Origin of the sequence: Celeribacter arenosi (genome assembly GCF_039539485.1) — a bacterium.
In the GTDB taxonomy this organism is placed as follows: domain Bacteria; phylum Pseudomonadota; class Alphaproteobacteria; order Rhodobacterales; family Rhodobacteraceae; genus Celeribacter; species Celeribacter arenosi.
Genome location: NZ_BAABDF010000006.1, coordinates 107,317 through 132,271 on the forward strand (window position 1 = coordinate 107,317; position 24,955 = coordinate 132,271).

Sequence of the window (24,955 nt, forward strand, 5' to 3'; positions counted from 1 at the left end):
CGCACGACCCTGAGATAGCAAGGGATTCGCCCCCATCATGCTGCGTTTTTGGTCGATTGGTCAAAAAATACGCGCGCTTTTTGGTCTTGGCCCCGCCAGACGCCCTCGGATAGGGTGTCGCAAATGACCACACCAACCTTCATCCATCTACGCGTTCACACGGAATACTCCCTTCTCGAAGGGGCGGTGCGGCTCAAGAAATTGAGCGGCATGACAGCGGATGCGGGCATGCCTGCGGTGGCCGTGACCGACACCAATAACCTCTTCGCGGCGCTCGAATTCTCCGAATACGCCAGCGGCGCAGGGGTGCAGCCCATCGTCGGCTGTCAGGTCGACCTGTCCTATGATCCCGCAGGTCCGGGGGAAAAAGAAAAGCCACCCGCCCCCATCGTTCTGCTGGCGCAAACCGAGCGCGGCTACGAGAATCTGATGAAGCTCAATTCGTGCCTCTATCTGCGCAAAGACGGCACGCTGCCCCACGTCACGGTTGATGAATTGGCCTCCCATAGCGAGGGCCTCATCTGTCTCACCGGCGGGCCGGACGGGCCAATCGGTCGCCTTTTGGTCGACACGCAGATGCCCAAGGCGCGCGCCTTGCTCGAACGGCTCAGCGCCATCTACGGCGACCGCCTCTACGTCGAACTCCAACGCCATCCGGGCGAAAACGGGCGCGTCACAGATGCCGAGCGGATCACCGAGCGCCCCTTTGTCGAATGGGCCTATGAATTGGATCTGCCGCTGGTGGCGACCAACGATGTCTATTTCCCCAAATCGGAAATGTATGAGGCGCATGACGCCCTGATCTGCATCGCCGACGGGGCCTATGTTGACCAACAGGAACCGCGCCGCCGCCTGACGCCCCAGCATTATTTCAAATCGCCCTCTGAGATGGCCGCGCTTTTCGCCGACCTTCCCGAAGCGATTGAAAACACGGTCGAAATCGCGCAACGCTGCGCCTTCAAAGCCTATAAACGTGCGCCGATCCTGCCCAAATTCGCCGACGACGAAGTCGACGAACTGCGCCGTCAGGCCCACGCAGGGCTCAAGGACCGTCTCGCCGTCATTCCCCATGCCGTGTCGGTCGAGGAATATACCGCGCGGCTCGATTTCGAGCTCGGCATCATCGAAGGCATGGGGTTTCCCGGCTACTTCCTGATCGTTGCCGACTTTATCAAATGGGCGAAAGACCACGACATTCCCGTCGGTCCGGGGCGGGGGTCGGGGGCGGGTTCGCTCGTGGCCTATGCGCTCACCATCACCGACCTTGATCCGCTGCGCTACAGCTTGCTGTTCGAACGCTTCCTGAACCCCGAACGGGTATCGATGCCCGACTTCGATATCGACTTCTGCATGGATCGCCGCGAGGAGGTGATCCAATACGTGCAGGAGAAATACGGCCGCGATAAAGTCGCCCAGATCATCACCTTTGGTGCGCTCCTGTCCAAGGCGGCGGTGCGCGATGTGGGCCGCGTGTTGCAGATGCCCTATGGCCAAGTCGACCGCCTGTCCAAACTCATCCCCGTCGAGGGCGTCAAACCGGTTTCGATCCATCAGGCGCTTCAGGACGAACCCCGCCTGCGCGAAGAAGCGCGCGCTGAGGAGGTGGTCGACCGCCTGCTGACCTATGGCCAACAGGTTGAGGGGCTGCTGCGCAACGCCTCCACCCACGCTGCCGGTGTGGTGATTGGTGACCGTCCGCTCGACGAACTCGTCCCGCTCTATCAGGACCCCCGTTCGGACACCCCCGCCACCCAGTTCAACATGAAATGGGTCGAACAGGCGGGTCTGGTCAAATTCGACTTTCTGGGCCTGAAAACCCTGACCGTGATCCAGTCAGCGATGGACCTGATCTTTAAATCGGGGCGCCCGTTGCACGTCGATGCGCAGGGCAAAACGCTCTATGAACCCGCAGAGGGCGCCGAGAACCAGATCAACGCGATCCCGCTCGAAGACGAAGCGACATATAAACTCTACTCGGACGCCAAAACCGTCGCGGTGTTTCAGGTGGAGAGCTCGGGTATGATGAGCGCGCTGCGCCAGATGAAGCCGACCTGCATCGAAGACATCGTGGCGCTCGTGGCGCTCTACCGTCCCGGTCCGATGGAAAACATCCCCACTTATTGCGACGTGAAACACGGGCGCAAGGAATTGGAATCCGTCCACCCCACCATCGACCACATCCTCGAAGAGACCCAAGGCATCATCGTCTATCAGGAGCAGGTGATGCAGATCGCGCAGGAAATGGCGGGCTATACGCTCGGGGGCGCGGATTTGCTGCGCCGCGCGATGGGTAAAAAGATCAAGGAGGCGATGGACGCCGAACGACCGAAATTCGAAAAAGGCGCGGCTGCCAATGGCGTCGATAAAAAGAAGGCCTCCGAGGTCTTCGATCTGCTCGAAAAATTCGCCAACTACGGCTTCAACAAATCCCACGCGGCCGCCTATGCGGTGGTGAGCTACCAAACAGGCTGGCTCAAAGCCAACCACCCTGTCGAATTCATGGCCGGCGTGATGAACTGCGATATCCATCTGACGGACAAGCTGTCGGTTTACGCCGAAGAGGTCCGTCGTGGCCTCGACATCGAAATCGTGCCGCCTTGCGTCAACCGTTCGCGCGCGACCTTTGATGTGACCGATCAAAAACTGGTCTATGCGCTGGGCGCGCTCAAAAACGTTGGCGTCGAGGCGATGCAGCTCATCGTGCAGGCGCGCGACGAGGCGGGGGGCAAACCCTTCGTGAACCTCTACGATCTGGCGCGCCGCGTGGACCTCAAACGGGTCGGAAAGCGACCCCTCGAAATGCTCGCACGGGCCGGTGCTTTTGACGAACTCGACCGCAACCGCCGCCGTGTTTTTGACAGTCTCGATCCGCTGGTCGGCTACTCCGCGGCGATCCACGAACAAAAGGCCTCCAATCAGGTGTCGCTCTTTGGCGACGCCGGTGAGGACCTGCCCGAACCGCGCCTGTCCCCCGTCAATGACTGGAGCTTTGCCGAGCGGTTGATGGAAGAGCAAAAGGCGATCGGGTTCTTCCTCTCCGGTCACCCGCTCGACGATTATGCCGGTGCGCTCAAACGCAAAAAGATCGCTACCTTGGCCGAAGCGCAGGCCAAGGCGGAGCAGGACGGAGCGGCCGTTGTGCAGGTCGGCGTCATGGTTTCGGGTTTTCGCGAAATGAAGTCGTCCAAGGGCAACCGCTATTTTCGCATGAACATCTCCGATTCATCGGGACAGCTGTCCGGCATCGCGATGTTCGCGCGCAAGGAAGAAGACCTGATCCGTGCCCGTGAAGTGTTCGAGACGACAGACAAAGTCGTCGCGACCTTGGAGGGGCGGTTCAATGACGGCCAATTCGACCCGACCATTCGCGGCGTTCAGGCGATGGAAACGGTGGTCGCGGATGCGAGCGGCGTGGGCTTGAAAGTATTCTGCGACGACATTGGTGCGATTTCGTCGGTCGGCGAGTTGCTGCGACGGATCACCAGTGAAGCCAAAGCGCCGCCACGGGGCGCTATCGCGTTTTGCCTGATGTCACCGGAGTTGCCGGGCGAGGTTGAGATCGAAATCCCTCAACCTTTCGTCGTGACGCCGGAGGTGAAGGGCGCGATCAAATCCCTGGACGGTGTTGTAATGGTTGAGGATTATTGATGCGTTTGTTTGCCGTTTTGCCTGTCCTGATATTTCTTGGCGCATGCCAGATGAATTCCGCCACGCCGGCGGGATATGCCCCCGCGGACGAACAGGCGGACCCCACAACCTCGCTCGCGCAGGATTTCGAAGTCGCCGCGCGCACATCGGACGCGCAGGGCGAGAAAAAGGGCCTTTTCGCCTTTCTCAAACCAACACCGCCACCATCTGCACTCGCCGGCAGCGATATCGAAGTGGTCGAGTCCACCGGCACGGACCAGACCGCGACCACCGGCCAAACGCCGGGTCTTTTCGCCTTTCTGACGGGCCCGAAAACGGTCACGCCGGCGTCGCCTGAAAGCGGTGTCGTTGAGGCCGCGATGCCCACGGATACGCCCCAAACCAACAGCGCGCCTCAAACCCCGCGCCAACCCCGTCGCGGTTTGTTTGGCCTCGGGGGTGGGGGGGCCGCGTCCACAGCAACCGTCCAGCCGGGTGAGGTTTTGCCCTTTGGCGAGGTCGGTCTCGCCTGCGGTTTCAAGACCTCTGATCTCGGCAAACAGGTGGACAGCTTTCCCCATGACGGGCGCGCAGTGTGGAAACTCTATGACACAAACCCCCTCGCCACGGGGCCGCGCACGCAATTCATCACCGGCTTCTCCGATGGCTGCCCGCGTCAGGTGACGGCGGCGCTCGTCGTTTTCGGCTCCGCTGCGGTCCATCAGGTTCACCGCTACGGCAAACCCATGGCAAGCACGCGCTGGTCAGCGGCGGACAATGCCTATGAAGAGATCAAATCGAGCGTCTGCGGCGTGGCGCGCAAACAGCCCTGCGGTGATGCAAAACTCGCCGCACTCGACAAAAGGCTCGCGTTTTTGTCGATCTATCCGCGCTTTGGCGGCAATGAGGGATGGTTGGAATTGTTGCTCGACCAAGGTCGGTTGGTGAGCAAACAGATCCGTTAGGCCTACCAATGAGGCGGGCGTTGATCGCCGAGGGCAACCGCCCCTTCGCCGTCTGCCTGACGCGCGGCCTCAACCTCCATCAACATCCCCAAACGGCGCCCCGCAATTTCGAGAGCGGTTTCCTGACGTGCAACGATTTCAGAAAGTTCATCGACAACGCGGGTCAGATGGGCAACCTGTTCTTCGATGGCTGTCAAACGTGGGTCGGTATCCATGGCGTCCTCCGAAGGTTTGCGTCTCGATAACGCGCCTGCGAATGCGAGTCGAGACGTGGATTTTATCGCCCGTAATTCGTGCGCGTCTGTGCCCCCGTGCTTGCCCCCACGCGCCCCTTCGGCTATGCCGCCATCCGAAGATATCCGAGGATCTGCCCCGATGGCGAAAGTCAAAAAAACTCCGCGTCCCAAGGCCGAAACCCCGAAAGGTTTCCGCGATTATTTTGGTGCCGAGGTTGCCGCGCGCAAGGCGATGCTCGATGCGATCGCCGAAGTGTATCATCTCTATGGATTCGAGGCGCTTGAAACCGCTGCGGTCGAAACCGTCGAGGCGCTGGGCAAATTCCTCCCCGATGTGGACCGTCCCAACGAGGGTGTGTTCGCATGGCAGGAAGACGACGAGGACTGGGTCGCGCTGCGCTACGACATGACCGCGCCGCTCGCACGCGTTGCCGCGCAATATCGTCAGGATTTGCCATCACCCTATCGCCGCTACGCGATGGGTCCGGTGTGGCGCAATGAAAAACCCGGCCCCGGTCGGTTCCGCCAGTTCTATCAATGTGATGCGGATACGGTCGGCGCGCCCTCGGTTGCCGCCGATGCCGAGATTTGCGCGATGCTGTCGGACACTCTCGAGGCAGTCGGCATTCCACGTGGCGACTACGTGATCCGCGTGAACAACCGCAAAGTGCTCGACGGGGTGTTGGAGGCTGCGGGCCTGCCCGACACCGACGACAACGCATCGACGCGCGGGATCGTCCTGCGCACCATCGATAAACACGACAAATTCGGCGACGCGGGCGTGCGCGCGCTTCTCACCGAGGGGCGCAAAGACGAAAGCGGTGACTTTACCAAGGGTGCCGGCCTCGCCTCTGAGCAGGTCGATCTGATCCTCGGGTTCGTCAATGGCAAGGGTGCCGATACGGCCGCAACGCTGGATACGCTGTCATCTCTCGTGGGTGATGTGGCCGCGGGTATCGAGGGCGTCAAAGAGCTGCGCGACATCGCCGCGCTGCTGGAAACGCAGGGCTATGGCCCCGACCGGATCGTGATCGACCCCGCCGTTGTGCGCGGTCTCGGCTATTACACCGGTCCTGTCTATGAGGCGGAACTGACCTTTGAGGTGACCGACGAAAAGGGCCGCGTGCGCGAGTTCGGGTCGGTCGCAGGGGGCGGGCGCTACGATGATCTGGTGAAACGGTTCACCGGTCAGGCCGTGCCTGCCACAGGTATGTCGATCGGCGTGGATCGCCTGCTCGCCGCGCTCAGCGCGACGGGCCGCATTTCGCAGGTCGAAGAGGGCCCCGTTGTCGTCACCGTCATGGATCGCGACCGGATGGGCGACTACATGAGCATGGTGCGCGAGTTGCGCGCCGCCGGTATTCGCGCCGAAGTTTACCTCGGCAATCCAAAGAATTTCGGCAACCAACTCAAATACGCCGACAAACGCAATTCACCCGTCGCCATCATTCAGGGCGGTGACGAAGACACGCGCGGCGTGGTGCAGATCAAGGACCTGATCCTTGGCACAAAACTCGCGCAAAACGCGTCCCTCGAAGAGTGGAAGGACCGTCCGAACCAATACGAAGTGCCGCGGGACCAAATGGTCGCCAAGGTGCGCGACATCATCGAGAGCTATTCGTAATGCGCGCGACCTCGCTGGAAAAGCTGGGCGATCGCAAACTCGCCGAACAGTTTTGCGCCGCCTTCGCCGCCGAAGGGGCGGAGCGGTTCGAGGCGAGCATCCTGCAGCCAGCCGATGTGCTTCTCGACCTCTATGGTGAGGATATTCGCGCCCGTGCGTTCATCACGCATGATCCGGTCGAGGGAGAGATGATGCTGCGCCCGGACTTCACGGTGCCGGTGGTTCTCACGCACATGCAGGGCGACGGCGCACCGGCGAGCTATACCTATTCAGGCGAGGTTTTCCGCAAACAGGACGACCATCCTGACCGTCCGAGCGAATTCTTTCAGGTCGGTTTTGAACGTTTCGGCGGTGATGATCCTGCCAAGGCGGATGCAGAGGTCTTTGCGCTGTTTTCCAAACAACTCGCCCCCTATGACCTTCGCGCGGCGACGGGGGACATCGGCATTTTGGTGGCAGCGGTGCGTGGATTGCGCACGACGCAGAGGCGGCGTGCCGCCCTGTTGCGCCACATCTGGCGTCCACGTCGTTTCCGTGCGCTCATGAACCGGTTTTCGCAGGCAGGCACCGCCCTGCGTCAGCAAAACCTCGAACGTGTGCGGGGCAACCTCGCGCTGCCCGCCGCGCCATTTATCGGGTTCAGAACCCAGTCGGAAATCGACGCCCGTATCGCCGCCCTCGAAGAGGACGCCGCCGAGCCTGCGATATCGACGGGTGAGATCGAGCTTCTCGACGACATCCTGTCGCTGCGCGAAACCGTCCCGAATGTGCTGTCAGCGCTGCGCGATATTGCCGTCGACATGCCATCCATCGCGGAGGCAGTGACGCGGTTGAACGCCCGCGCGGACGCGTTGGACCACGCAGGGATCGACATCGACACATTGGATTTCGAGACCGCGTTCGGCCGCACGTCGATGGAGTATTACGACGGGTTCGTGTTCGGCTTTTTCGCCGATACCCGCCCCGATCTGCCCCCCGTAGCTACGGGCGGTCGCTACGATGCCTTGACCACGGTTCTGGGGCAGGGTCGCGGAGTTCCCGCTGTCGGCGGCGTCTTGCGGCCCGCGCTTTTGCGCCAACTCGGGGGGAGCGCGCTATGACGATCAAACTCGGTGTGCCCTCCAAGGGGCGGTTGATGGAAAAGACCTTTGAGTGGTTCGCCGCCAAAGGTGTCACGCTGCGCCAGACCGGTGCGGAACGCGAATACGCGGGCACGGTCGATGGCATTGAGGGCATTGATCTGGTTCTCTTGTCGGCCTCCGAAATTCCCCGCGAACTCGCCGCTGGGCGCATCCATCTGGGTGTGACGGGGTCCGATCTGGTGCGCGATAAACTCGCGCAGTGGGACAATCAGGTGGCCGAACTGGCCCAGATGGGCTTCGGGCATGCCGACCTGATCATCGCGGTGCCAAAGGCATGGACGGATGTGGATACGCTCGACGATCTGGACGCCGCCGCCGCGGCGTTTCGCGCGCGCCATGGTTTCCGGCTGCGGATCGCGACCAAATACCACCACCTCGTGCGGGAATTTCTCAAAGCGAACGGCGTGGCCGACTACCAACTCGTGGACAGTCAGGGCGCGACCGAGGGGACGGTCAAAAACCTCACGGCCGAGGCGGTGGCCGACATCACCTCGACGGGTGATACCCTTCGCGCCAACCACCTCAAGGTCCTGACCGCCGAGCCGATCCACCGCTCCCAAGCCACGCTGTTCAAAAGCCGCACGGCGCCGTGGACGGACGAGACCCGCGCGACGTTTGTCACCCTGAAATCTATGCTCGAGATTGAGTGACGCTCTGCGCCGGTTCACAAGCGCCGGTGCCTACATCAATCCGATATCTGACAGTGTCTGCGCGAGTTCCTCGGGCAGCGCCTCTTCGCTCTCGCGTCCTTTGGGCAGGTCGGCCGGCGCGTCCGCGGCCGCCAGATAGCGCCATCCCTGAAACGGTCGGCGCGGCGCGTTGTTTGTGCGGATCAGGTCCTTTGACAACACGATCCGGCACCGTCGCGTGCCATCTTCACCCGTCACTTCCTCAAGCGCCAGAATCTCCTGTCGCGCCTGGATCGCGCCCTTTATGACCCAATATAGCGACCCGCCTGCGAGGATTTCACCCTCGCGTTTCGGGCGCATGCGTGTCACATGGCCTGCCGTCTGTCCGCCACGCGCGGATATCCATCCGGCGAGATCGTCGACGCTCTGCGCTCCTACGCATAGTTTTACTAGATTCACGTATTCGGCCAAGTGACACCCCCAAGTCTTGGGGCTATATTAGTGCTTCGCCCGCCAAGAACAACCAATCGGAAGCTGCCATGACCCGTTTTGCCGCCCCCATCGCCGAACAGATTTGGGATATGAAATACCGACTAAAGGAGGCGGATGGCCAACCCGTTGATCTTTCCGTTGAAGATAGCTGGCGTCGTGTCGCGCGGGATTTGGCGTCGGTCGAATCGCATCCGGGAATCTGGGAAGAAAAATTCTACGACGCCCTGTCGGATTTCAAATTCCTGCCTGCGGGCCGGATTCTGGCCGGTGCGGGCACGGGGCGCTCTGTCACGCTGTTCAACTGCTTTGTTATGGGCACCGTTCCCGACAGCATGGGCGGCATTTTCGACATGCTCAAAGAGGCGGCCCTGACCATGCAGCAGGGCGGGGGGATCGGATATGATTTCTCCACCATCCGCCCCAAAGGCGCAGGCGTCAAAGGCGTTGCGGCGGATGCCTCTGGCCCGCTGTCGTTCATGGACGTCTGGGACGCGATGTGTCGCACGATCATGTCGGCGGGGTCACGACGCGGCGCGATGATGGCGACTATGCGCTGCGACCACCCCGACATCGAAAACTTCATCGAGGCGAAACGTGATTCTGCGCGGCTGCGGATGTTCAACCTGTCGGTTCTCGTCACCGACCCCTTCATGGAGGCGGTGAAGGCGGACGGCCCTTGGGAGTTGAAATTCGACGGCAAGGTCTATCACACGCTCGAGGCCCGCGACCTGTGGAACAAGATCATGCGCGCGACCTACGATTACGCCGAGCCCGGTGTGATTTTCATCGACCGCATCAATAAAATGAACAACCTCGCCTATTGCGAAACCATCGCGGCGACCAACCCCTGTGGCGAGCAACCGCTGCCGCCCTATGGGGCCTGTCTGCTCGGCTCGATCAACCTGTCGCGGCTGGTGTCCAATCCGTTTGAGGCGGATGCAGCACTTGACGAGGATAAGCTCGCCGATCTCGTGACCACTGCGATCCGCATGATGGATAACGTCGTGGATGCGTCGAAATTCCCGTTGGAGCAACAGCGTCAGGAAGCCATCGCCAAACGGCGGATCGGTCTGGGTGTGACGGGGCTCGCCGATGCGCTGTTGATGATCGGACAGCGGTATGGTTCCGAGGAAGGTGCAGCGACGACGGAGGCCTGGTTGAAAGCCATTGCGCGCGCCTCCTATCTCGCCTCGGCAGAACTGGCCGCCGAAAAGGGCGCGTTTCCCCTGTTTGATGCCGACAAATACCTCGACAGCGGGTCGTTGCGGCACATGGACGACGACGTGAAAGACGCGATTGCCAAAAACGGCATCCGCAACGCGCTCCTCACCTCCATCGCGCCGACCGGCACGATTTCCCTCTACGCCGGCAATGTGTCGAGCGGGATCGAGCCCGTATTCGCCTATGCCTACACGCGCAAGGTTCTGCAAAAGGACGGATCGCGCACCGAGGAGGAGGTCGTCGATTACGCGGTCAAACTCTATCGCGAAAAACACGGCGCGGACGCCGAGCTGCCGGATTATTTTGTGAACGCACAAACCTTGGCGCCGCTCGATCACGTGCGGATGCAGGCGGCGGCGCAGAAATGGGTCGACAGTTCGATTTCCAAAACCATCAACTGCCCCGAAGACATCTCCTTTGACGCCTTCAAGGAGGTCTATATGGAGGCCTATGAAACGGGCTGCAAAGGTTGCACGACCTATCGTCCCAACGATGTGACGGGGTCGGTTCTCAGCGTATCCGAGACATCGGAAGCCGTGCCTGAAACCGATGAAGGCGCGGAAGTTGTCTATCTGTCAGAGCCGCTCGACCGCCCACAGCAACTCGAAGGCAATACCTACAAACTCAAATGGCCCGACAGCGAGCATGCGATTTACGTCACCATCAATGACATCGTCATCGGAGGTCATCGTCGTCCGTTCGAGATCTTTATCAACTCGAAAAACATGGAACACTTCGCATGGACCGTCGCACTCACGCGGATGATTTCGGCCGTGTTCCGGCGCGGGGGTGACATCTCCTTTGTTGTCGAAGAGCTCAAGGCGGTGTTCGACCCGCGCGGTGGTGCGTGGATGAAGGGCAAATACATTCCTTCTATCCTTGCGGCGATCGGCGGTGTGATCGAACGGCACCTGATCGAAATCGGATTTATCGAAGGCGAAGGTCTCGGCCTGAAAGCCGATCCGCAGGTTGAGGCAATGGCCGTCGGTGAATCGCCGCGCGGCAAGGCATGCCCGTCCTGCGGTCAGTATGGCATGCGGATGATCGAAGGATGCATGACCTGCCCTTCGTGCGGCCATTCCAAATGCGGGTGAGGCGGGTGCGCATTGCGTTCGCCCGCCGCCCGTAACTATCGCCGGGACATCGCGTTAGTATTTGGCATCTTCCAACCCGGCAAATGGATCGACCGGGTTGGATCTATTCCATTCGCCTTTTCCGAGCAGCAGGTCGCAGACGGCCTTTTGCATGGTTTCGGTCGTGGAATAGGCATTGATATAGGTCGGCACGCGCGGCGCGTCGTAGAGCATGTAGGGATAGCCGAACGAAATCATGGCGGTCGGGATTTCGTGCCAATGACGCTGCATAGCCTTTCCGAAGTGACCCGTCAGGGCGAGCCAATCCAAAAAGATGCGCCCCCGTGTCAGCAATGTTTCATCGCCAAAGAGATAGAGGACGAGATCGAAATCGTCCGCAGATATCTCCATTTCCTTTGTGTAAACCGTCACATCGAACCCGCAGGCGGCCAACATATCCGGTAGCGCCATGGGCAGAGGTTCGTCGATGAACGGGAACACGATGCCGCTCGAAATCACCAGAATGCGTTTGTGTTTTGACGGGACGATCGGCAGCAGGTTTTGCACGTCTTTGACGAGGGTCGGTGCCATGCTCGCGACAGTTGCGGCGTAGTCGGCGTTCGCTTTTGGATCCACAGTATCCGTGCGCTCGGACGCCTCATGCAGGCCCAGTGCCGCCTTTAGCCCCAACTGGCGCGCAACCGCATCATCGACCCGATCCCACGTGAGCCTGCCATCCTGCAGAGCCGCCTCAAGGTATGCGAGGTCCTGTTCGGGGGCATCGGAGAACAGGATGACGTCACATCCCGATGAAACCAGTTCGGGCAGGTGCTGTGATCTCTTCGACCATGACCCCAGACCCGCCATAGCAGTCGCGTCCGACACGATGAGCCCGTTAAACCCGAGCTCTTCGCGCAACAGTTTCTGGTTCAGCAACCGGCTGATAGACGCGGGGCGAAACGCCTCGACACCGGCGTCATCCGTATGCGCGCGCACATAGGCAGGAAACGCGATATGGGCGGACATGACGGACATGGCGCCACGGTCGATGGCGGTTTTGTAGAGCCGCCCGAAAGTCTCATACCAATCGTCGGTCGAGAGCGGGTTGATCGTGGTGACCAGATGTTGGTCGCGGTCGTCATATCCTTCGCCGGGCCAATGTTTGATCGCGGATGCGATACCGTGTTTTTGGAACACCTCCATCTGCCGGACCGCGTGACGTTCAATGGTTTCCACGTTCGATCCGAACCCGCGCGTGGCGACAATCGCGCTGCGAAACGCGTGGTTGATGTCCAGAACGGGCGTGAAGCTCCAATTGATACCGGCGGCAATCGCCTCCTGGGCCATGCGCGCGCTGACGTTTTCGGTAACGTCGAGGTCATCAATCGCCGCGAGGGCCAGCGGGTTTGGCCATTCGGCGCCGCTCGACAAGCTCATGCGCGACCCTTCCAGATCGGCGGAGACCAGTAACGGGGTCGGCACGCCTGCGTTGAACTCCGCGATCATGGCCCTCTCGCAGGCCGCATCACCCCCTTGTATGCGGGTAATCCCACCGGGTCGGAACGCTTTGGCCGCGGTTAGTTTGTCGGAGTCATGGCCGGGGCATAAAAGATTGAACAACTGGCGCAGTTTTTCATCCGGTGACAAAGAGGCGAGTGTCTGTTCGACCCAGGAAACCGACATGTCGTCGAGTGAAAATGGCGCGCGCTTCAGGTGGTCGAATTTCATGGAAGGTCCCGGTTCTGTTTGCAATTTTGGGTCTATGAAACGTCAGCCTAGTCACCCCTCAGCCATTGGCACAGCGACCATTTTTGCAAAGGTGGGTTCCGCGATGCCCCGTTTGGGCACGAAATTGGCGCGTTAATCGTCAAGGGGATCGACATCCCTTCATTGACTCCGGCGATTCCCCCTGTATAAGCCCGCCATTCACGTAGCCTGCAAAGGCGACGGGATGAATTATTGGTGTTGGTGGCTCCCGCAAGGGAATGCCTGTCGCCCGCGGGGAAAACGCCCCAAAGGAAAGGACAGCACCTTTCAAATATATTGAAAGGATCCAGATCGTGACCAAACGCACGTCTGCCAAGTACAAACTCGACCGCCGCATGGGCGAAAACATCTGGGGTCGTCCGAAGTCCCCTGTGAACCGTCGTGAATATGGCCCCGGCCAGCACGGTCAGCGCCGCAAAGGCAAACTCTCCGACTTTGGTCTCCAGCTGCGCGCAAAGCAGAAGCTGAAAGGCCACTACGGCGACCTGACCGAAAAACAGTTCAAACGCATCTTCGCGGACGCAGCCCGTGCCAAGGGTGACACCGGTGAAAACCTCATCGGCTTCCTCGAGCGCCGCCTCGACGCTGTGATCTACCGCGCGAAATTCGTGCCAACAGTCTTCGCAGCCCGTCAGTTCGTGAACCACGGCCACGTGCTCGTGAACGGCCAGCGTGTGAACATCGCCTCCTACCGCGTCAAAGAGGGTGATGTCATCGAAGTGCGTGACAAATCCAAACAGCTCGCTCTCGTTCTCGAAGCTTCCCAGCTCGCAGAGCGTGACGTGCCCGATTACATCGAAGTCGATCACTCGAAAATGGTTGCGACTTTCGTTCGCACACCTGGTCTGGGCGATGTTCCTTTCGCGGTTCAGATGGAACCGAACCTCGTGATCGAATACTACGCACAGAACTAATCGTTCTGCGCGACGACATTACAAAAGGCCGCCCCTTTGGAGCGGCCTTTTTTGTTGTCCAAATTGTGTCGCTGCGGCCATAACCGGTCACACAGCGTCAAGATATCTGGCCTTGGCCCTTTGGGACCGTTATGAGATGCGGGACGCAAAAGAGAGTGACCATGGCCAGCAAAATCGCCCCCCAGCCCGGCATCCTCGATATCGCCCTGTATCAGGGCGGGCAGAGCCATGTGCCCGGCCATGCCAACGTCATCAAACTTTCCTCCAACGAGAATCCGTTTGGTGCGCCCGAAACGGCGAAACTGGCCTTTGCCAAAGCGGCCCATCACATGCACCGCTATCCGAACACCGATCACGCGGCCCTGCGCGCAGCCATTGCGGAGGTTCATAACCTCGAAGCGGACCGCGTTATTTGCGGTGTCGGTTCCGATGAGATCATCACGTTTCTATGCCAATCCTATGCAGGGATCGGCGATGAGGTCGTGTACACCGAGCACGGGTTTTCCATGTATCGCATCTCCGCGCTTGCCGCCGGTGCGACGCCGGTCTGTGTGCCTGAACGTGAGCGTGTCGTCGATGTAGACGCTATTCTGGGTGCCGTGACGAAAAAGACAAAGCTGGTCTTTATCGCAAACCCCGCAAACCCGACCGGCACGATGGTGGGGATGACCGAATTGACCCGCCTCGCAGAGGCGCTTCCCCCGCAGGCCATTCTGGTGCTCGACGGCGCCTACGCGGAATACGTCGAGGGGTTCGATGGCGGTGCCACGCTCGTTGAATCCCACGACAACGTGGTCATGACGCGCACATTTTCAAAAATCTACGGTCTGGGCGGCATCCGGATCGGATGGGGGTATGGCCCGCAGGAAATCATCGACGTGCTCAATCGCGTGCGCGGTCCCTTCAACCTTTCGGAGCCCCAACTTGCCGCCGCCGAAGCCGCCGTGCGCGATCAGGAGTGGGTCGAAAAGTGCCGCAGCGAAAATACACGGATGCGGGCATGGCTCGCAGAGGCATTGATGGAGCTCGGGATCCCGTCGGATACCTCATGCGCCAACTTCATCCTCGCGCGGTTCCAGTCTGCCGCAGAGGCGCAGGCCTGTGATGCGTTCCTCAAAGACAACGGGATTATCGTGCGACAGGTTGGGGGATATGGTCTGCCCAATTGTCTGCGGATCACGGTCGGTGACGAGGCATCGTGCCGCCGCGTTGCCCATACGATCGGACGGTTCAAGGGTCAGGACATATGAGCGCTGTGATTTACCCCCGCGTCGCGCTCATCGGGCTCGGATTGATTGCAGGGTCCATGTCGCTCGCGATGCGGCGGGCAGGGGTGGCGCAGGAAATTTCCGGCTATGCGCGGTCGAAAGAGACCCGTGATGCCGCGCGTGAAATCCGGCTGGTGGACCAAGTGTGTGATAGCGCCGCCGCCGCCGTCGAAGGTGCCGATCTCGTGGTGCTCGCGGTTCCCGTGGGCGCGATGGGCGGCGTCATGGCCGACATCGCACCGCATCTGAAAACCGGCGCCGTCGTTACCGACGTGGGGTCGGTCAAGCGCGCGGTATTCGACGCGATCCTGCCAAAAATGCCGCCCAACACCCATTTTGTCGGCACACACCCGATGGCGGGAACCGAACACTCGGGACCTCTTTCGGGCTTTGCAGAGCTATTTGACAACCGCTGGTGTCTGGTTGTGCCGCCCGAAGGCGCGGATGACGCACAGGTTGAAAAGCTCGAAACCTTCTGGAAAGCGCTCGGGGCCAATACCGAACGTATGGATGTCGAACACCATGACACCGTGTGCGCCGTGGTCAGCCATATTCCCCACCTAATCGCCTACACGATGGTGGGCGTTGCCGATGACCTTAGCCGCGTGACAGATCAGGAAGTGATCAAATACTCGGCCGCCGGTTTTCGGGATTTCACGCGTATCGCGGCCTCTGATCCGACGATGTGGCGCGATGTGTTCCTGTCAAACAAGGAAGCCACTTTGGAAATTCTCGGTCGGTTCACCGAAGAGCTTTTCGCGCTGCAACGTGCGATCCGGACCGGCGATGGCGAGCAGTTGTTTGACTATTTCACACGCACGCGGGCCATTCGCCGCGGGATCATCGAAGCCGGTCAAGACACCGATGCGCCGGACTTTGGTCGCGCGCACAAGGACCCATGATCCGGTTTTCGGGCATCCTTCTGGCGGGCTTGGTATTGGCTGCGCCGGCTCTTGCGAACCTTGACCGCTCTCCACTCCCGTCGCTTCGCCCGTTTGAGGCGGTCGGCGTCGTGGCCGCACCCGTAGCACCCGTTGCCAAAGCCACTTCATCGCAGAACCGCCTCGTCTCTCCCGTCCCGCGCAAACGTCCCGCAGGCCTCTCCGAGCGTGCGAAAAAAGCCGCGCGCAAAGCGGCCAGCTATGCCAAAAACGGATCGGTTTGTGGTGTAGCGGACATTCGGGGTCGCGCGCTTTCGGCGATTGCGAGCCGTGTGAAGGGCTGTGGCATTTCGAACCCCGTTGAGGTCACCGAAATCGCGGGTGTGAAACTAAGGGGCGGCGCGACAATCGACTGCACAACGGCCAAGGCCCTGCGCAACTGGATTGAAAAGGGTGCAAAACCTGCGGTCGGGCGTTTTGGTGGGGGCGTGGCGGACCTGCGCGTTGTGGCCTCCTACGCGTGCCGCACGCGCAACAACCAAGCGGGCGCAAAGATTTCAGAGCACGGCAGAGGGCGCGCGGTCGACATCACGGCAATCGGCCTCGCAAACGGGCGTAACCTGACGGTCCTCAACGATTGGGACGCCGCGAAGGAGGGCAAGATCCTGCGCAAGATGCACCGCGCAGCCTGTGGGCCGTTCGGCACGGTGCTCGGCCCCGAGGCCAACAAATACCACCGCGACCATTTCCATTTCGACACGGCGCGCTATCGCTCGGGCAGTTACTGCCGCTAGCGGATCACGATTTTCGGCGCAGGGGCGATCGGGATGAACCCGAGAACGATCATGCCATCCCGCAGGGTCAGGTCCGCGTCGATGGTGTCCGATTTTCCGGACATTCCCGCCAGCAATCCTCCGGCCTGACGCGCGATACCGACGAGATCGGCGGGGATCACACCGGCCGCCGCCGCCAGATCGACCATCTCACGCCAGTTCGCTGCCTTGATCGCCAGTTTGCCACTGGGCGTGCCGGCCTCGTCCACATCCAAAAGCCCCGCCATTTGCAGGTCGAGCTTTCCCCAGGTCGCCGCGATCTTTGAAATCTCGATCCGGCGCGGTTGCGGGCGTGGGCCCTCTAGCGCGGTGATGTCCCATGGCCGCTCAAATGTGACGGCCATCGTGGCCTCGAACCGTTCAAACCGGTCCGCAAGCAATCCGTCGGGATCCAGTTGCGACATCATCCCATCCGAGGGGGCGAAATCGGTCATGGTGAGGTCGATGTCGTGGGTGAGGGGGCTATCGCTGCGCCTTTGGGTGGAAAACTGCGCCCCTGCCAAGGTCGCACCCCATCCCAGCGATGAGGCCAGTTGCGCGTTCTGCAATTCGCCGGAGGTATGGTCGAGCGTCAGGCGCGGTCCCGAGTCGACGAACAATTGGGCGACGGCACCTTCGTGGCTCAGATCGATCTGCTGGTAGGGTGTCGCGATCTGGGCGGTCGGGGACAAAGTCGCGGTGAGATGCGTCGGCGACAGCGCGCGACTTTCGATCGTCAGGCTTTGTGCGGAAAACGCAACGCCGGTTCTTGGATCGGCAAACAGCGGCTCACTGATCCGGGTGTTAAAGCCGACAGGAAAGCCAGTGGTATCCACGCTGCGCGATTCCGCCTGCCAGCCTTCGACAGAGCGATCTTCGATCCATTGCGCGATGGCGCGTTCGTTGGTGCCCGCGCCGATGACCCAATAGGCGCACCATCCGGCGATCAACACAATTGCCGCGATCAAAAGTTTGCGCATCGTAAATGCCCTATCAGTGGTTTTGACTTCTTCCTGTGTGCGTGTTTAACGGTCGCGCAGGCGGGAGCAAAGGGAAAGCGCGACCATGGACATGCGCGACGGTTTTTGGGTGTTTGGATACGGGTCCCTTATGTGGAACCCGGAGTTCGAGTTTGTCGAACGCATTCCGGCGCGCCTTAGCGGGTTTGCGCGCTCTTTCTGCATGTGGTCGATCCACCATCGCGGCACGCCCGAAGATCCGGGACTTGTGCTGGCGCTGGACGAAGATGCGTCCGCGCATTGCCGTGGGCTCGCCTACCACATCGGCGCGGACCGAGCGGTCGACGTTCTCGCCGCGCTGCGCGAGCGGGAGCTGGTGTCATCCGCCTATATTGAAACGCACGTCGATCTGCTCCTTGATGACGGACGCACCCAGACCTCGCTGGCCTATGTTGTTGACCGCGACCATGCGCAATATACCGGTGCCCTTTCGCTGGCACGTCAGGCGGACATCATCGCGGCGGCCTGCGGTGGGCGGGGTGCGAATTGCGAGTATCTTTTCAACACCACCCGCCACCTCGCGGAACTCGGCATGCGTGATCCGGTGCTGGAGGAGCTATCGGATATGGTGCGCCACCGCCTCACTTAAGCAGCCAGAGCAATTGACGCGAAATCGATTGTTGGCTTGTCCCTCTGCCTCTTCTATCGTGACTGCGATGCGAATTGACAGGTCAGGACACGGTCAGATGGACCAACCCGATCGCGAGGCCGAGCTCCATTTCTCACAGCCCGTCCGGCAAATCACTTTGATGGTGATTGTGCTCGGGCTGGTTTCGTTTGGTTTCTACGTGGCCTTGCCGCGCGTGCTACCCGTGTTTCTCGCCAATCCCTATCTGAACGGCTTTATCGGGATGGTGTTTGTCATCGGGATTCTGGCCTGTATCTGGCAGGTGGTTCAATTGGTGGCTTCTGTCCATTGGATTGAACGTTTCTCGGGTGCGCGACCGGGTGGAAACAGCAAAGACGCCCCCCGTCTTCTGGCGCCCCTCGCGGCGCTGATGCGCGATCGTGGTGCGTCACGACAGATTTCACCGACCTCTTCGCGCAGTATTCTCGATTCCGTCGCTACGCGGATCGACGAGGCCCGCGATATCACGCGATACATCTCTAACCTGCTGATCTTTCTCGGCCTTTTGGGGACGTTCTACGGGTTGGCGACGACGGTTCCCGCCCTGGTCGAGACGATTCAATCACTCGCGCCGAGCGCAGATGAAGACGCCGCAGGGATTTTCACGCGGTTGATGACCGGCCTTGAAAAACAACTCGGTGGCATGGGCACGGCCTTTGCGTCCTCACTGCTCGGGCTAGCCGGATCGCTGGTCGTCGGGATGCTCGAACTCTTTGCCTCCCACGGGCAGAACCGTTTCTTCCGCGAGTTGGAAGAATGGCTGTCCTCCATTACCCGCCTGTCGTTCTCAGGCGCCGAAACCGACGGCGGTGAGCTGACCGGCGCGGCTGCCGTGCTCGATCACATGAGCGTTCAGATGGAGGCGCTTCAGGACCTCTTCGTGCAGTCCGACGTCTCGCGCGCGATGCTCGACGAACGGTTGGGCGATGTGGCAAAGTCGATGGAGCGCATGATCGTCCACATGGAAGGCGAAACCGACACCGCGCGCGCCATGGCCCGTGTCGCCGAAGGGCAGGAGCGGTTGATCGGCATTCTGGAAACACGCGAAGGCAAAGATGTGGGTTCGAGTGAGCACCTCGATGCAGAGAGCCGGATGCGCCTGCGATCAATCGATGTGCAACTGCTGCGGATCCTCGAAGAAATCTCGGCCGGTCGTCAGGAAAGCGTGTCCGAACTTCGCGCGGAACTGTCCCGCCTCAATCAGACACTGACCTACCTCGCTGAACGGGAGGTGTAACCCGTGGCCGCCTCATTGCGCCGCAATTCGCAACGGATGTCGGGGTCGATCTGGCCCGGGTTTGTGGATGCGATGACGGCGCTCTTGCTGGTTCTCATGTTCGTTCTCACCATTTTTATGGTCATCCAATCCATGTTGCGGGACACGATTTCCGGACAGGAAAGCGAACTCAACACATTGACGGCGGAGGTGAATGCCCTCGCAGAAGCGTTGGGGTTGGAGCAGCAGCGGTCGGGCACGTTGGAAGAACAGCTCGGGCAGGCGACGGCTACTTTGACGGACGCACGCCGCACACTGCAAACCCAGAGCGCATCGATTGCCGCGTTAGAGGCGCAGCGCGCCGAACTGTCGGCCCTGTCCGAAAATCAGGCCGCGCAGATTGCAGGGTTTCAGGCGCAGGTCGCAGATTACGAAACGCGAGTCGCCAGTTTCGAGGCACAGGTCGCCAGCCTGATCGCAGAGCGGGATGCGGCCCTTTCGGAAGGCAGCGTTCTGGCGGCCAATATCGATGACCTCGAAGCGTCACGGCAAACGTTGATCTCTGAGCAGGAGGCGCTCAACCTCGCGCTGGCAAAGGCGCGCGACGAAATTGATGTTGCGGCAGAGGAGGCGCGTCTGGCCGCTGCGCGCCGCGAAGCTCTTGATGCGCTGGTCGCGCAGCTGCGCGCTGATGCTGCAGCCAAAGCGGCGCAACTCGACGCCACTCAGCAGGCATTGGTACAGTCCACAGATCAAAGCGAAGGCCTGAGCGCGGACCTGTTGTCGACGCGCGAATTGCTGGCGCTGGCCCAATCCGATCTCGCGGCGCGCGAGGCAACGCTCGCCGAGGTCGAGGATCAACTGGCGCAAACGCAGACGGATTTCGCGGCGACGCAGGAGAAACTGACCCGCGCAGAGGCCGATATCGCGGCGCGTGTTGTGGAACTGTCCGATGCGGAAAAAGCCCGCCTCGCCGATGCCGCCGCGATGCAGGCGCTGCGTGAACGTCTGGCAAATGCGGATGAAGAGTTGATGGCGATGACGCTTGCACTCGAAGAGGCGCGCAAGGATGCCGAGGAAACGCTGACCCTGCTTGCGGCGGCGAATGCGGCGCGAAACCAGCTGTCGTTGCAGGCCGAAACACAAACCAGCGAGGCCGAAAAACAGGCCGCACTCCTCGCCGTGGCTCGCGCCGCGCTGGCCGATGAAGAGGCGATTGCCGAGCAAAGCCAGCGGCAGGTTGCCTTGCTCAACAGTCAGGTCGCGCAGCTGCGCCAGCAACTTTCATCCCTGCAATCCATTCTGGATGCACGTTCAAATGCTGATGCCGAGGCCGAAGTCCAGATCAATGCTCTCACCTCTCGTCTGAATGCCGCTTTGGCGCAAGTCGCCTCGGAGGAACGTCTGCGCGCGCAACTGGAAGAGGCCGAGCGTATCCGTCTGGAAGAAGAGGCGAAGCGGTTGGAAAACTATCGGTCCGAGTTTTTCGGCCGCCTGCGTGAAATCCTTGGGGACCGCGAAGGGGTGCGAATTGTTGGCGACCGTTTTGTATTCTCCTCGGAGGTCCTTTTTGAACCCGCATCCGCCGATCTCGGAGCGCCGGGGCAGGCCCAGATCGCGCGGGTCGCGCAGACCCTGTCGGACGTTGCGCGCGAAATTCCGCCAGAGATTGATTGGGTGATCCGCGTTGACGGCCATACCGATAAGACACCTCTTTCAGGGACGGGCCTTTATGCCGACAACTGGGAGCTCAGTCAGGCGCGCGCCCTGTCGGTGGTCCGGTTCATGTCGCAACAGCTCGGGTTTGATCCATCGCGTCTGGTTGCGGCGGGGTTTGGCGAATACCAGCCGGTGGTCGAGGGCGACAGCCCAGCGGCGCTCGCCCAGAACCGTCGTATCGAGTTGAAACTGACCGAGAAGTGACGGTTATTCGACTGTGAAGTCCTTGGACATCTGCCCAATGACTTGCCCGTTCCGGGTGAACTGGACCTGAGCGCGATATCCCCCATCGCGCCATGCGCCATCGATTTTGCGACCGCTCGCGCGCACAATCTGGGTTGCGGTTTCCTCAATGGTCACGGAATCCGAGAACAACTCGCCATCGGGTCCGGCCACCCATAGGCGCAGGACATCGTCTTTTTGCGCGCCATAGAGCAGCGTGAACAGGATGATCGCAGGCGCGTCGACGGCCAGTTTGGGCTTATCCGCCGTTCCGGCGCGCACAATCTCCAGAGTTGGCGTCGTATCCGTGACCCCGATCGTCAGCAATCCGCCGGGTTGATAGACCATGGGTTTTTGCCACAGGGTGCCGCCGTTGATGGCAGGGGCGCCACATGTGATTTCCGCATCGGGGTTGAAGGGGTCGACGATGCGGCCTTCGTGACGCAAGACGAAATGGAGGTGCGGGAAATCCGTTCGCCCGGATAGGCCGATTTGCCCGAGCACGCCGCCCTTGGGCACCCTTTGTCCGCTTTGAACCGCCACTGACCCGTTCATCAGGTGGCAGTACTGTGACGACCATCCGCCGCCGTGATCGACCACCACGCCATTGCCACAGGACTGATCGGACACATCGGGCGCACCTTCTGTGCCTTGCGGGAAATCCTCCATACCGTCGCGGATTGCCAAAACGGTGCCCGGCGCGGCCGATAGCACATCGATTCCGCGCCACATGGCGATGACCGTCGGCAGCGCGAAATCGGTGCCGATATTGCCATCGTAAGACAGCGGTCCGCAGGTGAAATCGGCGCCACCATGGCTCGGGTCGGTGTCAACGTAGTGCTGGATGTAGCACTCTGACCCGAGTGCGCAGTCAACGGGCAAGTTCAGGATCGGTTCCTTGGCCATCGCGGGGGCAGTCGCGAAAATAGCGGTGAACACGGCTGCGAGAACGCGCGCGTACCAAAACAAAGGACGGGGGGAGGGCATGGCTGCGAACATGTTCGAAGGCTCACGCATGAAAAAGGCCCCGTCAAGCGATGACGAGGCCTTTGAAGGATCAATGTCGATCAATCGGCGGTCAGGAGGGGCGGTTTTTTCCGTGCACCAATCCGCGGCGCACCGGGTTCTTCGACGCGAAGGTCGATCCGGCCATCTTTCACACCAACTTTGACGACGCCACCTTTGGCCAGTTTCCCGAACAGGAGTTCCTCGGCCAGAGGTTTTTTGATGTGTTCCTGGATGACACGTCCGAGAGGGCGTGCGCCCATTTTGTCGTCGTAGCCCCTGTCGGCTAGCCATTCGGCGGCTTTGCGGGTCAGTTCGATGTGGACGTTGCGATCCATGAGCTGTGCTTCAAGCTGAAGGACAAATTTCTCGACCACTTGCAGAATGACTTCTTTAGGCAGACGACCAAAGGAAACCACAGCGTCCAAACGGTTGCGGAATTCTGGTGTGAATGTCCGCTCGATCGCAGCCGTATCTTCACCAACGCGGCTGTCGCGGCCAAAGCCGATGGCTTCTTTCGCCTGTTCGGCGGCGCCCGCATTCGACGTCATTATCAGGATCACGTTGCGGAAATCGACCTGACGGCCGTTGTGATCCGTCAGTTTACCGTTGTCCATCACCTGAAGGAGGATGTTGAACACATCCGGATGCGCCTTTTCGATTTCGTCGAGCAGGAGCACACAATGCGGATGTTGGTCGACCCCATCGGTGAGCAGGCCACCCTGATCAAACCCGACGTAGCCCGGAGGCGCGCCGATCAGACGGGAGATTGCGTGTTTCTCCATGTACTCGGACATGTCAAAGCGCAGCAGTTCCACACCGAGGGTATCGGCGAGCTGTTTGGCGACCTCGGTTTTACCCACACCGGTCGGACCGGCGAACAGGTAGTTGCCGATGGGTTTCTCAGGTTCGCGCAGACCGGCCCGCGCGAGTTTAATCGCAGAGGACAGCGTTTCGATTGCTTTGTCCTGACCGAAAACCACGCGTTTGAGAGAACCTTCGAGATCTCTGAGAACCTCTGCGTCGTCTTTGGAAACGCTTTTGGGCGGGATGCGGGCGATTTTCGCCACCACAGCTTCCACTTCCTTCGGCGAGATCGTTTTGCGGCGACGGCTTTCGGTGACGAGATGCTGGGCAGCGCCAGCTTCATCGATCACGTCGATCGCTTTATCGGGCAGTTTGCGGTCATGGATATACCGCGCAGACAGTTCCACCGCAGATTTGATCGCGTCATTGGTGTAGCGGATATCGTGGTGTTCCTCGAAGTAGGGTTTGAGGCCCATGAGGATTTTCACGGTATCATCCACCGAGGGCTCGTTCACATCGATTTTCTGGAACCGGCGCGACAAGGCGCGGTCCTTTTCGAAATGCTGGCGGAATTCTTTGTACGTGGTCGAACCCATGCAGCGTAGCTTGCCGCCCTGCAGAGCAGGTTTGAGCAGGTTGGAGGCGTCCATCGCGCCGCCAGAGGTTGCGCCAGCGCCGATCACTGTGTGGATTTCGTCGATGAACAGGATCGCGTCAGGATGGTCCTCGAGCTCGGTGACGACCGCTTTCAGACGCTCCTCGAAATCACCGCGGTAACGGGTCCCTGCGAGAAGTGCGCCCATGTCGAGCGAAAAGATGGTGGCATTGGCCAGAACATCGGGTGTCTCACCCTCAACGATTTTCTTGGCGAGACCTTCGGCGATGGCGGTTTTGCCGACACCGGGATCACCCACAAGGAGCGGATTGTTTTTACGGCGGCGGCACAGCACCTGAATGCAGCGTTCAACTTCGTGGGCGCGTCCGATCAACGGATCCACTTCGCCTTTTCGCGATTTCGCGTTCAGATCGACACAGTATTTCGCCAGTGCGGATTCTTTGTCTTCGCCTGCAGGCGCCTGGGTCGTCGAGGATTGTTCATCCTCGGTCTGGTCGGCGCCGCTGACGGGACGGGATTCGCCAAAGGCGGGATCCTTGGCCACGCCATGCGCGATGTAGTTCACGGCGTCATAGCGGGTCATGTCCTGTTCTTGCAGGAAATAGGCAGCGTTGCTTTCACGTTCGGCAAAGATCGCGACGAGCACATTGGCCCCCGTGACCTCGGTGCGCCCCGATGACTGCACATGGATCGCCGCGCGTTGAATGACGCGTTGGAAGGAGGCGGTTGGCACGGCCTCGGACCCTTCGACGTCGGTGACGAGCGTCGAGAGATCGTCGTCAATGTAGTCGAGGAGCGTTTTGCGAAGATCCTCGATCTCGACATTGCACGCCTGCATGACACGCGCCGCGTCGGGTTCGTCGATCAGGGCCAACAAGAGGTGCTCCAGCGTGGCGAGTTCGTGGCGCCGCGCGTTGGCGAGGGCCAGCGCGGAATGGATCGCTTGCTCAAGGGAAGTGGAAAATGACGGCACGGCGGGTGTGCTCCTTTTCTCAGTGATCTGGAGGGGCGAGGGCCCCGCACCAAATCGTGGCCTTATTTACTTAAGGTTCGATTGAAACGCGCATTCTTC

General features: G+C 60.5%; 19 protein-coding genes. 13 read left to right on the forward strand and 6 right to left on the reverse strand.

Going from position 1 to position 24,955, the window contains the following annotated elements; translation table 11 throughout:
• Positions 1-123: 123 nt before the first annotated feature.
• Both dnaE and ABD815_RS06410 read left to right on the forward strand, forming a co-directional pair.
• Positions 124-3,648: a DNA polymerase III subunit alpha gene (gene dnaE, locus ABD815_RS06405; RefSeq protein WP_344845191.1), complete on the forward strand. Its 3,525-nt coding sequence runs from the start codon at positions 124-126 to the stop codon at positions 3,646-3,648.
• Positions 3,648-4,592, forward strand: a complete 945-nt coding sequence (locus ABD815_RS06410) for a hypothetical protein (RefSeq protein WP_344845194.1) — start codon at positions 3,648-3,650, stop codon at positions 4,590-4,592. The genes dnaE and ABD815_RS06410 overlap by 1 nt, the downstream gene beginning before the upstream one ends.
• A 2-nt stretch (positions 4,593-4,594) precedes the next feature.
• Here ABD815_RS06410 and ABD815_RS06415 read toward each other — a convergent pair whose 3' ends face one another.
• Positions 4,595-4,807: a SlyX family protein gene (locus ABD815_RS06415; protein ID WP_344845198.1), complete on the reverse strand. Its 213-nt coding sequence runs from the start codon at positions 4,805-4,807 to the stop codon at positions 4,595-4,597.
• Between the two features lie 160 nt (positions 4,808-4,967).
• Between ABD815_RS06415 and hisS the strand changes: the two genes are divergently transcribed.
• Genes hisS through hisG form a run of 3 tightly spaced genes read left to right on the forward strand, consistent with a single transcriptional unit; the run spans position 4,968 to position 8,244 of the window.
• A complete protein-coding gene (gene hisS, locus ABD815_RS06420) occupies positions 4,968-6,452 on the forward strand; it encodes a histidine--tRNA ligase (protein ID WP_344845201.1) in 1,485 nt (494 codons plus the stop codon).
• The gene (locus ABD815_RS06425) at positions 6,452-7,552 is read left to right on the forward strand and encodes an ATP phosphoribosyltransferase regulatory subunit (RefSeq protein ID WP_344845205.1); all 1,101 of its coding nucleotides are present in this window, start codon (positions 6,452-6,454) and stop codon (positions 7,550-7,552) included. Before hisS ends, ABD815_RS06425 begins: the two co-directional genes overlap by 1 nt.
• Entirely contained in the window at positions 7,549-8,244 is a 696-nt protein-coding gene (hisG, locus tag ABD815_RS06430) for an ATP phosphoribosyltransferase (RefSeq protein WP_344845208.1), read from the forward strand. Before ABD815_RS06425 ends, hisG begins: the two co-directional genes overlap by 4 nt.
• 30 nt (positions 8,245-8,274) lie before the next feature.
• Here the strand turns inward: hisG and ABD815_RS06435 are convergent, their stop codons facing one another.
• The gene (locus tag ABD815_RS06435) at positions 8,275-8,694 is read right to left on the reverse strand and encodes a DUF1489 family protein (RefSeq protein ID WP_344845211.1); all 420 of its coding nucleotides are present in this window, start codon (positions 8,692-8,694) and stop codon (positions 8,275-8,277) included.
• Between the two features lie 68 nt (positions 8,695-8,762).
• Between ABD815_RS06435 and ABD815_RS06440 the strand changes: the two genes are divergently transcribed.
• Positions 8,763-11,030, forward strand: a complete 2,268-nt coding sequence (locus tag ABD815_RS06440; RefSeq protein WP_344845214.1) for an adenosylcobalamin-dependent ribonucleoside-diphosphate reductase — start codon at positions 8,763-8,765, stop codon at positions 11,028-11,030.
• 54 nt (positions 11,031-11,084) lie between these two features.
• Here ABD815_RS06440 and ABD815_RS06445 read toward each other — a convergent pair whose 3' ends face one another.
• Positions 11,085-12,737 (reverse strand): glycoside hydrolase family 3 protein, encoded by a 1,653-nt coding sequence (locus tag ABD815_RS06445; protein ID WP_344845218.1) that lies wholly within the window; start codon positions 12,735-12,737, stop codon positions 11,085-11,087.
• A 332-nt stretch (positions 12,738-13,069) separates the two neighbouring features.
• On the opposite strand from ABD815_RS06445, the gene rpsD reads away from it, so the two are divergent.
• From rpsD to ABD815_RS06465, 4 genes are all read left to right on the forward strand, one after another.
• Positions 13,070-13,690 carry a 30S ribosomal protein S4 gene (rpsD, locus tag ABD815_RS06450; protein ID WP_344845221.1) on the forward strand — a complete coding sequence of 207 codons (621 nt, stop codon included), beginning with the start codon at positions 13,070-13,072 and terminating at the stop codon, positions 13,688-13,690.
• A gap of 161 nt (positions 13,691-13,851) precedes the next feature.
• Positions 13,852-14,940, forward strand: coding sequence for a histidinol-phosphate transaminase (gene hisC, locus ABD815_RS06455; RefSeq protein WP_344845225.1), 1,089 nt, complete (start codon positions 13,852-13,854; stop codon positions 14,938-14,940).
• The gene (locus ABD815_RS06460) at positions 14,937-15,860 is read left to right on the forward strand and encodes a prephenate/arogenate dehydrogenase family protein (protein WP_344845227.1); all 924 of its coding nucleotides are present in this window, start codon (positions 14,937-14,939) and stop codon (positions 15,858-15,860) included. The genes hisC and ABD815_RS06460 overlap by 4 nt, the downstream gene beginning before the upstream one ends.
• Complete coding sequence (locus tag ABD815_RS06465) at positions 15,857-16,633, forward strand: extensin-like domain-containing protein (RefSeq protein ID WP_344845229.1); 777 nt, start codon at positions 15,857-15,859, stop codon at positions 16,631-16,633. The genes ABD815_RS06460 and ABD815_RS06465 overlap by 4 nt, the downstream gene beginning before the upstream one ends.
• On the opposite strand, the gene ABD815_RS06470 is transcribed toward ABD815_RS06465, so the two are convergent.
• Positions 16,630-17,631, reverse strand: coding sequence for a DUF2125 domain-containing protein (locus ABD815_RS06470; RefSeq protein ID WP_344845232.1), 1,002 nt, complete (start codon positions 17,629-17,631; stop codon positions 16,630-16,632). The two genes, ABD815_RS06465 and ABD815_RS06470, sit on opposite strands and share 4 nt — an antisense overlap.
• A gap of 85 nt (positions 17,632-17,716) precedes the next feature.
• Between ABD815_RS06470 and ABD815_RS06475 the strand changes: the two genes are divergently transcribed.
• From ABD815_RS06475 to ABD815_RS06485, 3 genes are all read left to right on the forward strand, one after another.
• Positions 17,717-18,259 carry a gamma-glutamylcyclotransferase gene (locus tag ABD815_RS06475; RefSeq protein WP_344845235.1) on the forward strand — a complete coding sequence of 181 codons (543 nt, stop codon included), beginning with the start codon at positions 17,717-17,719 and terminating at the stop codon, positions 18,257-18,259.
• 97 nt (positions 18,260-18,356) lie between these two features.
• A complete protein-coding gene (locus ABD815_RS06480) occupies positions 18,357-19,535 on the forward strand; it encodes a biopolymer transporter ExbB (protein WP_344845237.1) in 1,179 nt (392 codons plus the stop codon).
• A 3-nt stretch (positions 19,536-19,538) separates the two neighbouring features.
• Positions 19,539-21,437, forward strand: a complete 1,899-nt coding sequence (locus tag ABD815_RS06485; RefSeq protein WP_344845239.1) for a peptidoglycan -binding protein — start codon at positions 19,539-19,541, stop codon at positions 21,435-21,437.
• Between the two features lie 3 nt (positions 21,438-21,440).
• Here the strand turns inward: ABD815_RS06485 and ABD815_RS06490 are convergent, their stop codons facing one another.
• Both ABD815_RS06490 and clpA read right to left on the reverse strand, forming a co-directional pair.
• A complete protein-coding gene (locus tag ABD815_RS06490; RefSeq protein WP_344845241.1) occupies positions 21,441-22,472 on the reverse strand; it encodes a M23 family metallopeptidase in 1,032 nt (343 codons plus the stop codon).
• Positions 22,473-22,522: 50 nt separating this feature from the next.
• Complete coding sequence (gene clpA / locus ABD815_RS06495; protein ID WP_344845244.1) at positions 22,523-24,856, reverse strand: ATP-dependent Clp protease ATP-binding subunit ClpA; 2,334 nt, start codon at positions 24,854-24,856, stop codon at positions 22,523-22,525.
• Positions 24,857-24,955: the final 99 nt, after the last annotated feature.